At 61.1% G+C, this 16,072-nt stretch carries 14 protein-coding genes; 6 read left to right on the forward strand and 8 right to left on the reverse strand.

Annotation, left to right across the window (positions count from 1 at the left end):
• Positions 1-198: 198 nt before the first annotated feature.
• The gene (locus tag THALAR_RS06780) at positions 199-1,056 is read right to left on the reverse strand and encodes a CobW family GTP-binding protein (protein WP_021100767.1); all 858 of its coding nucleotides are present in this window, start codon (positions 1,054-1,056) and stop codon (positions 199-201) included.
• Positions 1,053-2,690 carry an amidohydrolase gene (locus THALAR_RS06785; RefSeq protein ID WP_021100768.1) on the reverse strand — a complete coding sequence of 546 codons (1,638 nt, stop codon included), beginning with the start codon at positions 2,688-2,690 and terminating at the stop codon, positions 1,053-1,055. Before THALAR_RS06785 ends, THALAR_RS06780 begins: the two co-directional genes overlap by 4 nt.
• 110 nt (positions 2,691-2,800) lie before the next feature.
• On the opposite strand from THALAR_RS06785, the gene THALAR_RS06790 reads away from it, so the two are divergent.
• The 6 genes from THALAR_RS06790 to THALAR_RS06815 all read left to right on the forward strand — a co-directional run bounded on the left by THALAR_RS06790 (position 2,801) and on the right by THALAR_RS06815 (position 9,282).
• Positions 2,801-3,733 (forward strand): LysR family transcriptional regulator, encoded by a 933-nt coding sequence (locus tag THALAR_RS06790; protein ID WP_021100769.1) that lies wholly within the window; start codon positions 2,801-2,803, stop codon positions 3,731-3,733.
• A gap of 119 nt (positions 3,734-3,852) precedes the next feature.
• Complete coding sequence (locus tag THALAR_RS06795; RefSeq protein WP_021100770.1) at positions 3,853-5,430, forward strand: ABC transporter substrate-binding protein; 1,578 nt, start codon at positions 3,853-3,855, stop codon at positions 5,428-5,430.
• A gap of 75 nt (positions 5,431-5,505) precedes the next feature.
• Positions 5,506-6,471 carry an ABC transporter permease gene (locus THALAR_RS06800; protein ID WP_021100771.1) on the forward strand — a complete coding sequence of 322 codons (966 nt, stop codon included), beginning with the start codon at positions 5,506-5,508 and terminating at the stop codon, positions 6,469-6,471.
• Positions 6,468-7,340, forward strand: a complete 873-nt coding sequence (locus THALAR_RS06805; RefSeq protein ID WP_021100772.1) for an ABC transporter permease — start codon at positions 6,468-6,470, stop codon at positions 7,338-7,340. Before THALAR_RS06800 ends, THALAR_RS06805 begins: the two co-directional genes overlap by 4 nt.
• Positions 7,337-8,323 carry an ABC transporter ATP-binding protein gene (locus THALAR_RS06810; RefSeq protein WP_021100773.1) on the forward strand — a complete coding sequence of 329 codons (987 nt, stop codon included), beginning with the start codon at positions 7,337-7,339 and terminating at the stop codon, positions 8,321-8,323. Before THALAR_RS06805 ends, THALAR_RS06810 begins: the two co-directional genes overlap by 4 nt.
• Positions 8,320-9,282, forward strand: coding sequence for an ABC transporter ATP-binding protein (locus THALAR_RS06815; protein ID WP_021100774.1), 963 nt, complete (start codon positions 8,320-8,322; stop codon positions 9,280-9,282). The genes THALAR_RS06810 and THALAR_RS06815 overlap by 4 nt, the downstream gene beginning before the upstream one ends.
• Positions 9,283-9,454: 172 nt before the next feature.
• On the opposite strand, the gene THALAR_RS06820 is transcribed toward THALAR_RS06815, so the two are convergent.
• Genes THALAR_RS06820 through THALAR_RS06845 form a run of 6 tightly spaced genes read right to left on the reverse strand, consistent with a single transcriptional unit; the run spans position 9,455 to position 16,025 of the window.
• A complete protein-coding gene (locus THALAR_RS06820) occupies positions 9,455-10,426 on the reverse strand; it encodes an ABC transporter ATP-binding protein (RefSeq protein WP_021100775.1) in 972 nt (323 codons plus the stop codon).
• Positions 10,423-11,397, reverse strand: a complete 975-nt coding sequence (locus THALAR_RS06825) for an ABC transporter ATP-binding protein (RefSeq protein WP_040817870.1) — start codon at positions 11,395-11,397, stop codon at positions 10,423-10,425. Before THALAR_RS06825 ends, THALAR_RS06820 begins: the two co-directional genes overlap by 4 nt.
• Before the next feature lie 40 nt (positions 11,398-11,437).
• A complete protein-coding gene (locus tag THALAR_RS06830) occupies positions 11,438-12,913 on the reverse strand; it encodes an amidohydrolase family protein (RefSeq protein ID WP_021100777.1) in 1,476 nt (491 codons plus the stop codon).
• Complete coding sequence (locus THALAR_RS06835; RefSeq protein ID WP_021100778.1) at positions 12,910-14,106, reverse strand: amidohydrolase family protein; 1,197 nt, start codon at positions 14,104-14,106, stop codon at positions 12,910-12,912. The genes THALAR_RS06830 and THALAR_RS06835 overlap by 4 nt, the downstream gene beginning before the upstream one ends.
• Positions 14,107-14,118: 12 nt before the next feature.
• Positions 14,119-15,057 carry an ABC transporter permease gene (locus THALAR_RS06840; protein ID WP_021100779.1) on the reverse strand — a complete coding sequence of 313 codons (939 nt, stop codon included), beginning with the start codon at positions 15,055-15,057 and terminating at the stop codon, positions 14,119-14,121.
• On the reverse strand, positions 15,054-16,025 hold the full coding sequence (locus THALAR_RS06845; RefSeq protein ID WP_021100780.1) for an ABC transporter permease: 972 nt from the start codon (positions 16,023-16,025) through the stop codon (positions 15,054-15,056). Before THALAR_RS06845 ends, THALAR_RS06840 begins: the two co-directional genes overlap by 4 nt.
• Positions 16,026-16,072: the final 47 nt, after the last annotated feature.

The following is a 16,072-nucleotide window of genomic DNA, read 5'->3' on the forward strand; positions in this document are numbered from 1 at the left end:
TCGCGGATCATCCGGCAGGGCCATGTCGCGTCTACTCTCATGACAAGAAATTGCGGCTTTACGAAATGGTCCGAACGGGTGCCCAGTATTTGACCAGCGTCCGTTAACCTCCTGTTCTTATTTAGTGTTCCGCTTATCTTTCTTAACACCGAGCAGTAGCAAAGGCTCGATTCCGGCCTTCCGCCTGTTGCCTTATCTTCAGGCTTCGACGTGATCTTGCAGGCGGATCACCACGACGCCGGGCTGCGCGTTTTCGGGTGCCGGGGAGACATCCCACTGCGCACCAACAATCTGCACGGTTTTCAGGCCCGTTGCGGTCTGCACATGGCCTTTGGCACGGATCACATCGGCGCGGTTGGCGAGGTCTTTGGCGTAAGTCTCTGCGTCGAGCGGTTTGTCTGGCACCTCCACCGAGGTCACCAAGCCCTGCCCGCTACCATGCGGCGCGCCAATGTCGGGCAAGGCTATGCGGAGCGGGTTTAGAATGATCTCCACCGGCACCCGCCCATGGTCGGCGCGTATCACTGTGGCGTCACCGGCCAGACGGGTCACGGTGGTTCCCGCCTGAGCCACGGCATCGGCACCTGCCAGATCACCCTTGGTCAGAACAACCAGATCGGCAGCCTTCAACTGCCGCGCCACGGTGTCGGAGATGTAGTCATTGGCTAATGACGCCTCAATTTGCGCGGCGTCAGCCAGCACGATCACGCCTGTTGTCTCTATCCCTGAGACAAGGCCAAGGCTGGCCGCGATAGCTCCGGGAAGTGCTACGCCGCTCGCTTCAAGGATGACGTGATCGGGCGCGGGCCGCATCGCGGCCATCTGCGCAAGTGCTGCCATCAAATCATCGCCGTAGCTACAACACACGCAGCCGCCAGCCAGTGCGATCAGATCATCGCCCTCGGCCTCGATCAGGTCTGCATCAATCGGCAGGTCACCAAACTCATTGACCATCACCGCAAAGCGTCTGCCCTGCGCGTGACGTAGCATCTGGTTGACCAGAGTTGTCTTGCCCGCGCCAAGATAGCCGCTGAGGATTGTGACGGGCAGACTCACAGATCGTCGACCGCGAAAATGCGCCCGCCCTGAACCGTGCCCCAGACGCGGACGTCTTTCAGCTTGTCGCCGCCGATTTCTTCGGGGTCATCTTCCAGCACCGCGAAATCCGCACGCTTGCCCGCCTCGATGGAGCCGACCTCTTGATCCAGATGCAGTGTGTAGGCCGCGCCCAGTGTGATTGCATAAAGCGCGTCGGCCACGCTGATCTTCTCGGCCTCGCCCAGCGTGCGGCCTGATGCGGTCAGGCGGTTCACTGCACACCAGCCGGTGAACAGAGGGGCCAAGGGCGTAATCGGCGCGTCCGAGTGGATCGCCATCGGCACCCCCATGCGCAGCGCCGTGGCGCAGGCGTTCATCCGCTCTGCCCGCTCCGGCCCGACGGTCAGGGCGTAGTGCTGGTCGCCCCAATAGAAGTGGTGGTTTGCAAACAGGTTCACGCACATGCCCAGCTTGGCGATCTTGCGGAACTGCGCGACGTCGGCAAGCTGACAGTGTTGCAGGGTAAACCGGTGATCGGGGCTGGGATGCTTTTTCAACGCCTCGGTCATCGTCTCGATCACCAGTTGCGTGGCCTGATCGCCATTGGTGTGGGTGTTGATGTGGATGCCCTTCTCAAGGGATTTCTCCACAATATAGGCCAGATGCTCCGGCGAGATGTACCACAACCCGTTGGGCGCGCCGTTGTAATAACCCGGCTCACGCAGTCGTGCGGAGAAGCCCTGAATAGAGCCGTCGACGATCACCTTGATCTTGCCCAGCCGCATCATGTCGGTGCTTTTCAGCTTGAGCGCCTCGGCGTGGGTAATCAGGTCTTCGGGGCTGACGCCGTGATGGAACCGCAAGGACACGACACGCGCCGGGTATTTCTTGTTTCCGGTGACACGGCCCATCAGATCGACCACATCCGGCGGCAGTTTGTTGGCCAGATCCGTGGCCGTGGTCACTCCTGCGCGCACGCAGAGCTGGCCGAACTTCCACATGCCGGCCTCGTCGCAGTTGAGCATATCGCGATCAAAGCCAACGAAAGGCGACACCGGAGTCATCACGTCTGGGCCCTTCAACTCGCCCAGCGGCAAGCCGTCAGCGCCCAAGGGGACGCCGTCATGGTTGACGCCCGTTCGCAGCATACCGGCCAACTCAAGCGCCTTGGTGTTCACGTTCATGATATGGCCCGACGCATGCATGATGCCGATAGGACGGGTGGCGGAGATCTTGTCCAGATCATGCCGCGTCACCCGCTCGTTGCCGAAATAGATCGGGTCCAGCGACCATGCGGGCATCGGCGCATCCGGGTCCTCGATCTTCGCCTCGGCCTTTTTCATCCGCGCCAACACGTCGTCAAGGTTCTTGCAGCCTTGCTGCATTTGGCCATCAGGGGCCATCCGGTCGAAAAAACCAACATATGTATACGCCCAGAGCGAGCCTTCCATCAGGTGGCTATGGGCTTCGATCAGGCCGGGCATCAGCACTTTGTCGGCGAAGCGCTCGTCGAGGGTGTAGTCTCCCCAGCCTTGCAGATCTTCCAGCGAACCGGTGCCAAGAATTTTGCCGTCACGCACTGCGACATGGGTGGTATGCGCGTGTGCCGGGTTCATCGTGATAATCTTTCGGGCATTGTAGATCGTGATCATCGCGGGAATTCCTTTGTGACTGTCGCGTTGACCTAACGTTATTGAGTTTGCTTCCCCACAAAAACTGGATTTAACTGCCATAGAAACCACATTTCATGGAGGGACGGAACTTGGCCAATCTCACGATCAAGCAGCTTCGATATATCGAGGCCGCAGGAAAAACCGGCTCCATTGCGGCCGCGGCAACGGCGCTCAACATCTCGCAAAGCTCGATCACCGCAGCCATCGACGTGCTGGAGGCAGAGATGGGGTTCGACCTGTTCACACGGGTGCCGGCCAAGGGGTTGATGACCACGCCGTCGGGCAAGCAAAGCCTTGCCCTGATCAGCGACTTTCTTGGCACGTTCCGGGAATTCGAAGCCGAGCTTGACGCCGTCGGTGGCACCTCGTCCGGTGTGATCCGGCTGGCGTGCTTCGCGGCAGCAGCAGCCACCTTCCTGCCGCGCGCCATCGTCAGCTTTCAAAAGCAATACCCGGGCAGCCGCTTTGATATGGTCGAGGGGAGCATGGATACCGTCGTCAGCTATCTCGAAGAGGGGCTTGCCGATATGGCCTTCACCTACGAGGAGGTCGTCCGTGACGGCCAGATATTTCAACCCCTCGTTGATTTGCCGCATTTCGCGCTTGTATGTTCGCAGGACCCGATGGCCAAGAGGGCAAGCGTAAGCCTGCAAGAGCTAAGCGGGAAGCCGATGATCGAACTGACCCTGCCGCTTACACGGAACTACTATTCCAACCTGTTCCGCAACGCGAAACTTGATGTAAATATCGTCCATGCGTCATCTTCCGTTGCGATGATCCGCACCATGGTTGCCGCCAACCTGGGCTTTACGATTCTCAATGCCAAACCGATTGCGGTGCTGGACGGGCGCGGCGGATTTCGCGCGGTTCCGTTGTCCGATCCGATCCCGCCTCGTATGTTCGGAATGGTAATGCAAGCCCGCACGCGCCAACCTCGGGCAGTCAATGATTTTCAGGCGCATTGCGAAACCCTGCGCCAGCAGGGTCATTTCGGATGTATGAGTGTGCGGGCCAACGAATGACCGGCCTACCGGACGGTTACTCTATTAAATGTAGTAATTGGGCGCAGAAAAACTGTTTTGTGCAGGTATGACGTAGCGTTAGCCTGTTGTTCAATACAGAAACTCAGGGAGCCCGAGACGTGACAAAACACTTCAAATCAATGTTGGTGACGACCGCCGTCAGCACCCTTCTTGCCTTCGGCGCGGTCGCGGAAGAGCCCGTGCGCGGCGGCACGCTCATCCACGCGATGACGCAGACGCCCCGCCATCTTAACCCCGCCGTCCAATCCGGCATTGCCACGGGCGCGCCGGGGACGCAGTTATTTGCAGCGCCATTGCGCTATGACGAAGACTGGACGCCGCAGCCCTATCTGGCCGAAAGCTGGGAGTGGTCAGAAGACGGCACTCAGATGACCCTCAAGCTGGTTCAAGGCGCCACGTTCCATGACGGCGAGCCGATCACATCCGAGGATGTCGCGTTCTCGGTTGAGGTCGTGAAGGAAAACCACCCGTTCAAGACCATGTTCGCGCCCGTGACCTCGGTGGATACGCCGGACGAGCACACGGCGGTTCTGAACCTGTCACAGCCGCACCCCGCCTTGCTGCTGGCGATGTCGTCTCAACTTCTGCCCATCATCCCCAAGCACATCTACGGCGATGGTGAAGACGTGAAAACCCACCCCCGCAACAGCGAGAATGTGGTCGGCTCCGGCCCGTTCAAGCTGGTGGAGTTCAAACCTGACCAGCACGTGATCGTGGAGCGCTACGACGACTTCTTCATGGACGGGCGGCCCTATCTCGACAAGATCGTCTACCGCATCATCAAAGACGCATCTTCGCGGGCGATTGGCCTTGAAAACGGCGAATTGCATATGTCGACATTCGAGAACACCGTGCGCAATCTCAAGCGCATGTCGGAGAACGAAAACCTGACGGTGACCCCCGAAGGCTATGCTGCGGTCGGCCCGTTGAACTGGCTGGCGTTCAACGTGGGCTCCGACGGACCACTAGCGGACAAGCGTGTGCGTCAGGCAATTGCCTACGCGATCGACAAGAACTTCATTCTCAACGCGATTATGCTGGGGCTGAGCGAGGATGCGAAAACCGGCATCCACCCGGGCTCGCCGCTCTATAACCCAGACGTAAACGGCTATGATCTGGATGTGGATAAGGCCAACGCCCTGCTGGACGAAGCGGGATACGAGCGCGGGGCCGATGGCACAAGGTTCAGCCTGACCATCGACCACGGCAACCCGACCACCAAGCCACAGGCGGAATTCACCAAGGCGGCACTGTCGAAGGTGGGCATCGACGTGACAGTGAACTCTTATGTGGATTTCCCCACATGGGCGCAGAAAATCTCGAACCACAATTTCGACATGACATGGGATACCGTGTTCAACTGGGGCGACCCGGTGATCGGCGTCCACCGGACCTACTCCTCGGACAATATCAAACCGGGTGTCATCTGGTCGAACACGCAGCAATACAGCAATCCAAAGATCGACGCTCTGATGGAAGAAGCGGGCCGTGAAATCGACCCCGAAAAGCGTCGCGCGATGTATAACGAGTTTCAGGAAATCCTTGCCGAAGACCTGCCGGTTTACTGGACCAATACGGTGCCCTACCACACGGTCTATTCCAATGAGGTCGGCAACCCGCCACTTGGCATCTGGGCGTCCGGCTCGCCTTACGACCTTGTGTACCTGAAGCAATAATCCCTCCCCCTGCCCCGCGCTTTGCGGGGCAGCCTCCCCTCCCGATCCAGGCAGATATCCTCCATGGCCCTACTGATGACGATCCTTCAGCGCTTGGCGTATGCAGCGCTGCTGCTTATCGCGGTACTGGTGCTGAATTTCAGCATGATGAACCTGGCCCCCGGTGACGTGGCCGACACCATCGCCGCGTCCATGGGCGGGGCTGATGCCGAAGTAATGGCGCAAATCCGCGCTGAATACGGCCTCGACCAGCCATTTCTGGTGCAGCTGGCGAACTATATCGGTCGTGTCCTGACGTTCGATCTGGGCTATTCCTACTTCTACAACCAACCCGTCACCAAGCTGATCTTCGAGCGCCTGCCCGCCACGCTGTTGCTGGTGATCACCGCCCAGCTTCTGGCATTGATCGTCGGCGTGCTGCTGGGCGTCTTTTCCGCCCGCCACCCAAACGGCATCGCCAACTACTTCGTCACCCTCTTGGCGCTGTTCGGCTACGCCGCGCCGGTTTTCTGGACGGGCATCCTGCTGCTGATCGCGTTTTCGCTGAAAATCCCGTTGTTTCCCGTCGGAGGCATGATCGACGTCACCGTCGAGGACAATTTCTTCGCCAAGGCCGTCGACATCGCGCATCACATGGTTTTGCCGGTGATCACACTGGGCTCCATCTTTCTGGCCCTGTATTCCCGCCTCTGCCGCGCCTCCATGCTTGAGGTGCTTGGCTCGGACTATATCCGCACCGCAAAGGCCAAAGGCCTGACACAGCGCGAGATCACTCTGAAGCACGCGCTCAAAAACGCGCTGCCGCCGGTGGTGACCCTTGCAGGCCTGCAATTTTCCGCGGTCATTTCAGGGGCCGTTCTGGTGGAGACGGTGTTCAGCTGGCCCGGCCTGGGCCAGCTTGCGCTGACCTCGATCCTTGCCCGGGACACGCCAACGATCCTTGGCATCCTGTTCTTCTCGGCGCTGGTCGTCGTAGTGGGCAACCTGCTGACCGATATGGTGCTGCGCGCCATTGACCCCCGTGTAAGAGGCCGCGCATGAGCCAGATCGAAAACATCCCCGTAAAGGCCCGCTCGCCATTTTCCGAGGCGTTCGAAATGTTCCGCCGCAACCATGCCGCCGTTGTCGGGCTGGTGGTGCTGGCCATTATCGTCGCCGTGGCGATTGTCGGTCCGATGGTCTATCCGGGCAATCCGTTCGACATGGTCTGGGCCCCGTTCACGCCGCCGGGCCAGGAGGGCTACTTGCTGGGCACAGACTATTTGGGGCGCGATATCCTGTCCTTGCTGATCCACGGCGCGAAGGTGTCACTGACAGTCGGCATCTCCGCCGCCCTCGTGACCGTCACAATCGGCATAACCGTCGGCGCGCTTGCCGGGTTCTACCTTGGCTGGGTCGAAGAGGTGCTGATGCGCGTGACCGAGTTCTTTCAGGTGCTGCCGACGCTGCTGTTCTCGATGGTTATCGTGGCCCTTTTCGGGGCAAGCCTGCCGATGATCACGCTGGCCATCGGGCTGGTAAGCTGGCCCGCCGTGGCACGCATTACCCGCGCAGAGTTCATGCGTATCCGCGAGCTGGAATATGTCATCGCCGCCCGCGCCGGCGGGGTGAAGAACGCCAAGCTGATCTTCAGCGTAATCCTGCCCAACGCCCTGCCACCGATCATTGTGCAAGCCGCGCTTATGGTCGGCTCCGCCATCCTGTTCGAGGCGGGACTGTCGTTTCTGGGCCTGACCGATCCCAACGTCGCAAGCTGGGGGCAGATCATCGGCTCAAACCGCGAGTACATTCTCGATGCAAGCTACGCCGTTACGGTTCCCGGGGTCGCAATCTTCGTTACCGTGCTGGCAATTTCACTGGTCGGTGACGGCCTGAATGACGCGCTCAACCCGAAACTGAGGCAGCGATGACCGACCCCCTTCTGAAAATTGAAAACCTGCGGATCGAGTTGAAACTTCGCAGTGGCCCGATCCCCGTCATTGACGATCTGTCGTTGGAGTTGAACGCAGGCGAAACGCTCAGTTTTGTCGGTGAGAGCGGCTGCGGCAAGTCCATGACAGCGCTGGCGATCATGGGGCTTTTGCCTGAGAAAGTCGGCTCCATCGGCGGGGGGCGCATCCTGTTTCAGGGCAACGACATGGCCCGGATGAATCCAGCCGAGCTCCGTGCCATTCGCGGCAACGAAATCTCGATGATCTTTCAGGAGCCGATGACCTCGCTCAACCCCGTCTACACCGTGGGCGAGCAGATTGCCGAGGTGCTGCGCCGCCACAAGGGTATGGGACAGGCCGATGCCTGGAAGCGCGCGACCGAGCTGATGGACGCCGTGCGCATCCCCAATGCCAAGGCGCGGGTTGGCGATTACCCGCACCAGATGTCGGGCGGGCAGCGCCAGCGGGTGATGATCGCAATCGCGCTGGCCTGCGCCCCCAAGATCTTGATCGCGGACGAGCCGACAACCGCGCTGGATGTGACGGTGCAGGCGCAAATTTTCGATCTGCTGCGCGATCTGGGGCGTGACACCGGCACGGCCACGATCCTGATCACCCACGACATGGGAGCCGTGGCCGAAATGGCTGACCGGATGGTGGTGATGTATGCGGGCCGCAAGGCCGAGGAAGGTCCGGTCGAGCCGGTGATTTCCCACCCTCGCCACCCCTACACCAAGGGGCTGATTTCCTGCGTGCCGCACCTGCTGGCCGAGTTGACCGAAGAACGCCCCGACCTGACCGAAGTGCCCGGCATCGTGCCGTCGCTCGGCAGCTTTGGTGCTGACGCCTGTCTGTTCGCCTCGCGCTGTTACATGGCCGATGCGCAATGCCGCAACGCCCGCCCGCCCGAGGTTGCATTCGGCCCGCAAACCTCCGCCTGCTGGAAGGCTGACATCGTATGACCGCTACACTCTTGAACGTCGAAAACCTGTCCGTCCGCTTCCCTGTCAAACGCCGCTGGGGGCAGTCCACCTGGCTCTATGCTGTTGACGACGTCTCGTTCGAGGTCAAGCGCGGCGAGACACTTTCTATCGTGGGCGAAAGCGGCTCTGGCAAAACGACAGCGGCTCTTGGCGTGGCGCGTCTGGTTCCCAATTCAGCGGGGCATGTCGTTCTGGGCGGCGAAGATTTTCTGAAGCTGGAAGGCGAAGACCTGCGCCGCGCCCGCGCCAAGATACAGATGATCTTTCAAGATCCCTATTCCTCGCTCAACCCGCGCCTGCGGGCCGAGGCCATCGTGCGCGAGCCGATGGACAGCATCGGCACCGCACCGGTTGAAGACCGCCCCGCACGGGTGGCGGAACTGTTTGAACAAGTTGGCCTGCGCCCCGAGCAGATGAAGCTGTTTCCGCACCAGTTTTCCGGCGGTCAGCGCCAGCGCATCGGCATTGCGCGCGCGCTGTCCACCAACCCTGAGCTTATCATTTGCGACGAGGCGGTCTCCGCCCTTGATGTCGCTGTGCAGGCGCAAATCCTGAACCTGCTGCGGCGACTGCAACGCGACCTCGGGCTGACCTATCTGTTTATCAGTCACGACCTTGGCGTGGTGCAACATATGAGCGACCATATCGCGGTGATGTATATGGGCAAAATCGTGGAATATGCAGACAGGCTGTCGCTGTTCAACGATCCAAAACATCCCTACACGAAGGCGCTGCTGTCGGCGGTGCCCTCGGTTGACCGCGCCCGCAAGGTCGAGCGGATGCTGATCCCCGGCGATCCACCCGATCCGCTGAACCCGCCGAAAGGATGCCGCTTCGCCTCGCGCTGCCCGCTGGTAGAAGACGCCTGCCGCGCCGCCCAGCCCCCGCTGGACCCGGTCGGCAACGATCATCGCGTGGCCTGCATCAAGGCGTCGTAGAGATGTGCTGAGAAGCCGAATAGACGCGCAAACGTCCGTTCCGGCTTTGGCATTCACCGAACGGGGATTGTTGCGCAATCGCGTTGGACAAACTGTGAGCCAAACTTAATTCCCCGCCAGCTTGTTCCTGACGGTCGGCCTGATAGAGGCCTCCGAAAGGTCGATGAGGCGATCATTCCTTTTGCGCAACGGCATGGCAGGCTACGCGAGCCTGCCCGTCTGCCTGCAACAACTCCGGCATGATCGCTTTGCATTTTTCCATCGCAATTGGGCAGCGGGGATGAAACGCGCAGCCGGAAGGTGGGTTTAACGGGCTGGGCGGCTCTCCTGCTTGCGCCTCGACCCTGCGCTTGGGGTTTTTGACATCGGGGATCGTCTTGAGCAGTAGCTGCGAATACGGGTGCTGCGGATCGGTGAACAACTGCTCTACCGGGGCTTGTTCGACAATGCGACCCAGATACATCACCGCAATCTGGTCGGACATATGCCGCACGACGCTCAGATCGTGGCTGATAAACAAGTATGTCAGCCCCAGCTCGTCCTGCAAGCGCCGCATCAGGTTGAGGATTTGCGCCTGCACCGACACGTCCAGCGCCGAGGTAGGCTCGTCACAAACCAGCAGTTCAGGCTCTGACGCGAGTGCCCGTGCGATGGAGATACGTTGCCGCTGGCCGCCGGAAAACTCGTGCGGGTATTTCTGGGCATCGTCCGCACCCAAACCCACAGTTTCCAGCAATTCACGCACGCGCGCCAGTGTCTCCGCCTCGGTGTCACGCAGTTTCATCTCGCGGATCGGTTCCGCGATGATGTCGCCCACGCGCCAGCGCGGGTTTACGCTGGAATGCGGGTCCTGAAAAATCATCTGCACACGGATCGGGCGGCCCTCAGCGCCGGTTCCAAAGCTGATATTGCCGGAGGTTGTCCGGTACAGCCCGGTCACCAGCCTTGCGACGGTGGATTTGCCGCAGCCGGATTCACCGACGATGCTACAGCACGTGCCTTTCTCGACGGTAAACGAGACATCCGCCACCGCCTTCACGAACAGCTTTGGCCGCCGCTCCAGCACCCGGTTCAACCATGGTGCGGAAACATCGAAAGTTTTGCTGACCCCCTCGACCGTCAGCGCAGGAGTGTGAGTGTTCATTGGCAGCCTCCTTGTTGCAGCCAGCACGCGGCACTGGTTGTTCCCACCGACACCAGCGGCGGCGTCGCAGCGCTGCATTTCGGCCCGGCATGCGGGCATCGCGGGTGGAACGCACAACCCGGCGGCCGTGCGTTCAGGCGGGGCATCGAGCCGTCGATCTGGGCCAGTGTCTCTACACGGTCGTGCAAGCTTGGGATCGCGGCCATCAGCCCCTTCGTATAGGGGTGCTGTGGATTATGGATCACGTCTTCGACCGGCCCGCTTTCCACCACGCGACCCGAATACATCACACAAACCCGGTCGGCGGTCTCGGCGATAACGCCCATGTCATGCGTGACCAGCATGATGCCCACCCCCGTCTCGTCACACAGTCTGCGCAGCAGCGCGGTGATCTGGGCCTGAATGGACACATCCAGCGCGGTTGTCGGCTCGTCTGCGATGATGAGGCGCGGCCCGGCGGCCAAGGCCAATGCGATGACGACGCGCTGACGCATCCCGCCCGAGAACTGGTGCGGATACTGGCGCAGACGCTCTTCGGGTGCGGGGATGCCAACGCTTTGCAGCAGTTCGAGCGCACGGGCATTTGCTGCCTGTTTCGTCATGTCGCTGTGCAGCCTGATGGTTTCCACCAGTTGCTTGCCCACTGTGAAGAGCGGGTTCAGCGCCGTCAGCGGGTCTTGAAATATCGCCCCCATCTCGCGGCCGCGAACCTTCGTCAACTCTGCCTCGCTCAACGTATCCACGCGTCTGCCACCGACGTGGATTTCGCCGCCCGATATGCGACCGGGGTGTTCCAGCAGCCCAAGGACCGCCAAGCCGGTGATGGACTTGCCCGCGCCGGACTCACCCACGACACCCAGAATTTCGCCGGGGGCAATGCGCATAGAGACGTGGTCGATTGCCAGAAGCGTTCCACGACGAGAGGGGAATTCGACGCTCAACCCCGACACCTCCAGCGCGGGAATTGCCACCTCGTGGTCTTTGCTGGCCAAGATGGGCTGCGTCATCATTTCATGCTCCTTTTAAGCGCGGATAGGTCGGCGGGAATATCTCGGCAACGGGCGGATGGCCCAGTGTGCGCTCGGGGTATTTCGCGACCAAGCCGTCGAACTGTTCCTGCATCTGCTGACGAGCGGCGAGCATGTCGATGCCGGCCACCTCGCCATCGCGCATCGACAGGCGTCCGTCGACAATCGTGGCGCGGGTGACGCGACCGGTTGCGCCCAGTATCAATGTCTGCACAGGGTCGATGCGCGGCGCCATCGCCGGATCGTTCATGTCGAACACTGCGATATCGGCCTTGCCACCCTCGCACAGCACACCGATATCGGACCGCTTGAGCGCACGCGCGCCGTTCAGCGTCGCGGCGTCAAACATATCGGCGGAGGTGATCGACCCGTGCCCATCGACCAGCCGACAAGCCATCATGCCAACGGCCATGTTCAGCACCATGTCAGGTGGCGCGGTGTCGGTGCCCATGGCTACGTTCACCCCCATGTCGCGCAGCTTGGCAAAAGACCGCAACGCCCCCCCGTGACGCGTGGAGACGAGCGGGCAATGCACCACGGTAACATCGTTCGCGGCGTAGCGGTCCAGATCTGCGTCGGTCGCGACTGTCGCATGCGGAGCCAGCAGACGCGGGGTGAGGCAGCCTAGACCGTCCAGCAATTCCGGTGCAGTCTTGCCGTGCAGCGCACGCACCGTTTGAAGCTCCATCTGCCCTTGCGCCATGTGCAGCCGCACCGGACAGTCCAAGTCTTCCGCCGCAGCCATCGTGCGTTTCAGCAGGTCAGCGGTGCAGGTCTCTACCCGGTCGGGGGCCAACATCGGCGACACAAGGCCCCTGCCCTGCATGTCCGCGGCAAAGGCGAGCGCGTCCTCCAGCCCCGCCATCCCGCGTGGTTCGTCAAAAACAGGCCGCGTAACACCACCTTCATCAACCACCATCCCGCCAGCGCGGTAAGCAGGCCCCAGCCAGACTCGCAGGCCCATTTCTTCAGCGGCATCGGCGGCGGCGGTAAACTCCGAGACGGTCTCGCCCCATTCGCGGTAGAACAGCGACGCAATCGGCGCGGCAGAGGTGATCCCGTTCAGCAGCAACTGCCCGAAGGCAAAGCGCTTCTGCGCGACTAGCTCGTCAGGGGAATACATCTCGTAGGGGCCGCGATCCACGTAGCTTTGCGGCCAGACCCGGCCCTTGCGCTCGCTGGGCCAGTTATCGTGTGCAAGCAACGTCGTGTCGAGATCACTGAGCGCATCCAGATCAACGAAACCCGGCGCGATCAGTGCGGCACCCATGTCGTAACGCGCGGCTACCTCGCCCTCGAAACGGGTGCCCACATACACGACATGGTCGCCTTCGACGACCACTTCGCCGCCCTGCACAAGCCGCCGACCCGCCGCAGTGTCCGCGATGATCCAGTCAGCCGTCAGGCTCCATCGCCCTTGAGGGCGCTTGCCGAGCGTGAGATCGTGCCAATCGGTCATGGCGCGTCCATCAAGGTTGTGCCATCACGCGCGGTCACGCGACCGGCCTTCACGACCAGCTTTCGCGGCGCGTGGGTGACGATGGCATGGGCGACAGCAACGCCTTCGACTATCCCCAGATCGCCGGGTGCGCCGACTTTCAGTTCGCGCCGCTCCAAGCCCATGGCCTCGGCACCGCCGCCTGCGCAGACGTCCAGCGCCATATACATCTCCGCGTCCGACCGCAGGTTGCTACGCAACCCGACGAACTTGGCACGCTCCAGCATGTCGCCGTTGCCATATGGCCCCCAGGTGTCCTGAATGCCGTCATTACCCGCGCCGAAGCGGATGCCGTATTGCGCCATCTGCTTGACCAGCGGGGCCGGGCTGGAGGCCGGTGCGGTTGTCATAATGCTGGCTTCCAGAGCACCCAGACGTTCCAGCAAGGGCGTGACGCGCGCCGGGTCCGGCATGCCAAGACAGAAAGCATGACTGACCGTCAGCAGCCCCTTCATGCCCAGCGCCTCCGCCCGATCAAGGATTTGCTCCATCGAGAACGCACCCAACTCGCCGCGCTCGTGCAGGTGGATGTCGATCCCCTTGCCGTGTTTGCTTGCCAGATCGAATATCGTGTCCAAATGTCCCTTTGGATCGTGATCGACGCCGCAAGGGTCAAGGCCGCCCATCAGGTCGGCACCCATTTTCATCGCCTCATCCAGCAACTCCGCAGTGCCGGGCGCGATCATCAGGCCGGATTGCGGGAAGGCGACGGTTTGAATTTCCACGACATCTGCCAGCTTCTCGGCGGTTTCCAACACCCCTTCGAGCGCTTTGAGGCCTCCGGTCGTGTCGATATCCACATGGCTGCGGATCAGCGTTGCACCGTAGGCCGCGGTCTGTAGCGCGTGGCGCATGGATTGCACATGCGGATCAAGGCCAAGGCGCTGTTTCATCTGGCGTTCGTTGTCAATCATCGCCATCAGGTTCCCGCCGCCGACGTCGTTGTGATACCAGTCATATCCCAACAGCGACTTGTCCAAATGCGTATGCGCCTCCGTAAGACCCGGAATCGCGATGCGCCCGCCCGCGTCCTCGACATCGGCCCCTGCCCCGTCAAGATTGTCGCCAATAGCGGCGATGCGTCCTTTCCGGATCAGGATCTCAGACGGCTCACCATCCAACACGCGGACATTCTTGATCAGCAGATCGCTCATGGTCTTTTTCCTTTAGCGAAGTTTCGGGTTCAGGGCGTCGCGCAGCCAGTCGCCCAACATGTTGACCGCGACCACGAGGATACAAAGCTGGATCGACGGGAAGAGCACAATCCACCAAGAGCCAGAGAACAGGTACTGGTTTCCAACCCGGATCAACGTGCCCAACGATGGCTGGTTCGGTGGCATACCCACCCCGAGGAAAGACAGTGTCGCCTCGATCAGGATCGCCAGACCGAAGTTAAGCGTCGCGGCAACGAATATCGGCGTCAGCGTGTTGGGTAAGATGTGCTTTAGCATCAGCCGCCGTGCAGGTGTGCCGACCAGACGGGAGGCCTGCACGTATTCCTTGCGCCGCTCCACCATCGTCTGCGCGCGTACCACGCGGGCATATTGCACCCATGAGTACATCGCGATGGCCAGCACCAGAACGGCGGCCACCCCTGCCTCGCGCCAGGCGGGCGACAGGAATTGCTGGGCCACAGAACTGACCAAGATCGCCACCAGCACGATAGGAATGGAGAGCAGCACATCGCCGATCCGCATCAGCACGTTGTCGATCCAGCCGCCGTAATAGCCGGCCATCAGGCCCAGACCGATACCGACAACCAGCGAAACCGCGACGGAGGCGATGCCGATGATAATGGAAATCCGCGTGCCGTAGAGAATACCCGACAGGATGTCGCGACCTTGCACGTCGGTGCCCAGAAGGTAGGGCATCTGGCCGCCTTCCATCCATATCGGCGGCAGCTCTGCATTCCACAGCTCCAGCGCGGCAAGGTCGTAAGGGTCTTGCGGCGACAGCACGGGAGCCAAAAACGCGGCCACAATCACGAAGCCCAGAACGATGGCCGCGCCCACAGCGGATTTATGCGACTTGAACGACCACCAAAGATCGCTGTCAAAGAAAAGCTCTGTGCGGGATGGCGTTTTCGGGTCGGACTGATCGGTCATGCGTCAGCTCCTTTCAGTCGCGGGTCAATGACGGCGTAGGTCATGTCGACAATGGCGTTCAGCACCACGAAGATCAGCGCGACGATGCACAGATACGCGGCCATGATCGGCACATCCACGAAGGTCACGGCCTGAATGAACAGAAGCCCCATACCCGGCCACTGGAACACAGTCTCGGTCACCAGCGCGAAGGCGATCAGCCCGCCGATCTGCATCGCGGTCATGGTCACCACCGGCATCAGGCAGTTGCGCAGCGCGTGGCGGAAGTGGATCGAGCGGGCCGGGATGCCGCGGGCGCGGGCGAACTTGATGAAGTCGGAGCGCAGCACCTCCAGCATCTCGGCACGGACCAGCCGCATCACAAGTGTGATCTGGAACAAGGATAGCGATAGCGCGGGGAGGACGATCGACATGCGCCCCGAATGGGTTAACAAACCCGTCGACCACCAGCCCAGATCGACCGTCTCGCCGCGCCCGAAGGCGGGGAACCAGCCCAGCCAGACCGAGAAGACGAGGATCAACCCGATCCCCACAACGAAACTGGGTAAAGACACCCCGATGATCGAGATGAACTGCATCGCCTCCGCATACCAGGTTTGCCGCCTGATCGCGGTGATCACCCCCATGGGCACACCCACGACAAGTGAAATGAAGGTGGCCACCAGCACCAGTTCGAACGTTGCGGGAAACCGCTCCCCGATCATGGTCAGGACGTCCTGCTGGTTGCGAAACGAGATGCCGAAATCGCCCTGCGCCGCGCGCACGACGAATTTGCCGTATTGCACGAGGAACGGGTCATCCAGACCCAGCCGCTCGCGGAGGTCGTCGCGTTGAGCCTGCGTGGCCTGTTCGTTGAGCATCTGGTCCACGGGATCGCCCACTGCGGTGAAGATAACGAAGGCGAGAAACGTGACGGAAAGCATGACAAAGACGGCATTGGCGAGGCGTTTGATGATGAATGCCAGCATTGCGATGAGCTCCGGTCAGGTGGAAAAAAGGGGCGACGGCACGCCGC

The sequence above is a fragment of the Litoreibacter arenae DSM 19593 genome (assembly GCF_000442275.2).
Taxonomy (GTDB): Bacteria; Pseudomonadota; Alphaproteobacteria; order Rhodobacterales; family Rhodobacteraceae; genus Litoreibacter; species Litoreibacter arenae.

Bases quoted from the DNA above. Each gene is read 5' to 3' on its own strand.
- THALAR_RS06785 (WP_021100768.1), bottom strand. From the start codon at position 2,690: ATGATCACGATCTACAATGCCCGAAAGATTATCACGATGAACCCGGCA.
- THALAR_RS06800 (WP_021100771.1), top strand. From the start codon at position 5,506: ATGACGATCCTTCAGCGCTTGGCGTATGCAGCGCTGCTGCTTATCGCG.
- THALAR_RS06805 (WP_021100772.1), top strand. From the start codon at position 6,468: ATGAGCCAGATCGAAAACATCCCCGTAAAGGCCCGCTCGCCATTTTCC.
- THALAR_RS06810 (WP_021100773.1), top strand. From the start codon at position 7,337: ATGACCGACCCCCTTCTGAAAATTGAAAACCTGCGGATCGAGTTGAAA.
- THALAR_RS06815 (WP_021100774.1), top strand. From the start codon at position 8,320: ATGACCGCTACACTCTTGAACGTCGAAAACCTGTCCGTCCGCTTCCCT.
- THALAR_RS06820 (WP_021100775.1), bottom strand. From the start codon at position 10,426: ATGAACACTCACACTCCTGCGCTGACGGTCGAGGGGGTCAGCAAAACT.
- THALAR_RS06830 (WP_021100777.1), bottom strand. From the start codon at position 12,913: ATGACCGATTGGCACGATCTCACGCTCGGCAAGCGCCCTCAAGGGCGA.
- THALAR_RS06835 (WP_021100778.1), bottom strand. From the start codon at position 14,106: ATGAGCGATCTGCTGATCAAGAATGTCCGCGTGTTGGATGGTGAGCCG.
- THALAR_RS06840 (WP_021100779.1), bottom strand. From the start codon at position 15,057: ATGACCGATCAGTCCGACCCGAAAACGCCATCCCGCACAGAGCTTTTC.
- THALAR_RS06845 (WP_021100780.1), bottom strand. From the start codon at position 16,025: ATGCTGGCATTCATCATCAAACGCCTCGCCAATGCCGTCTTTGTCATG.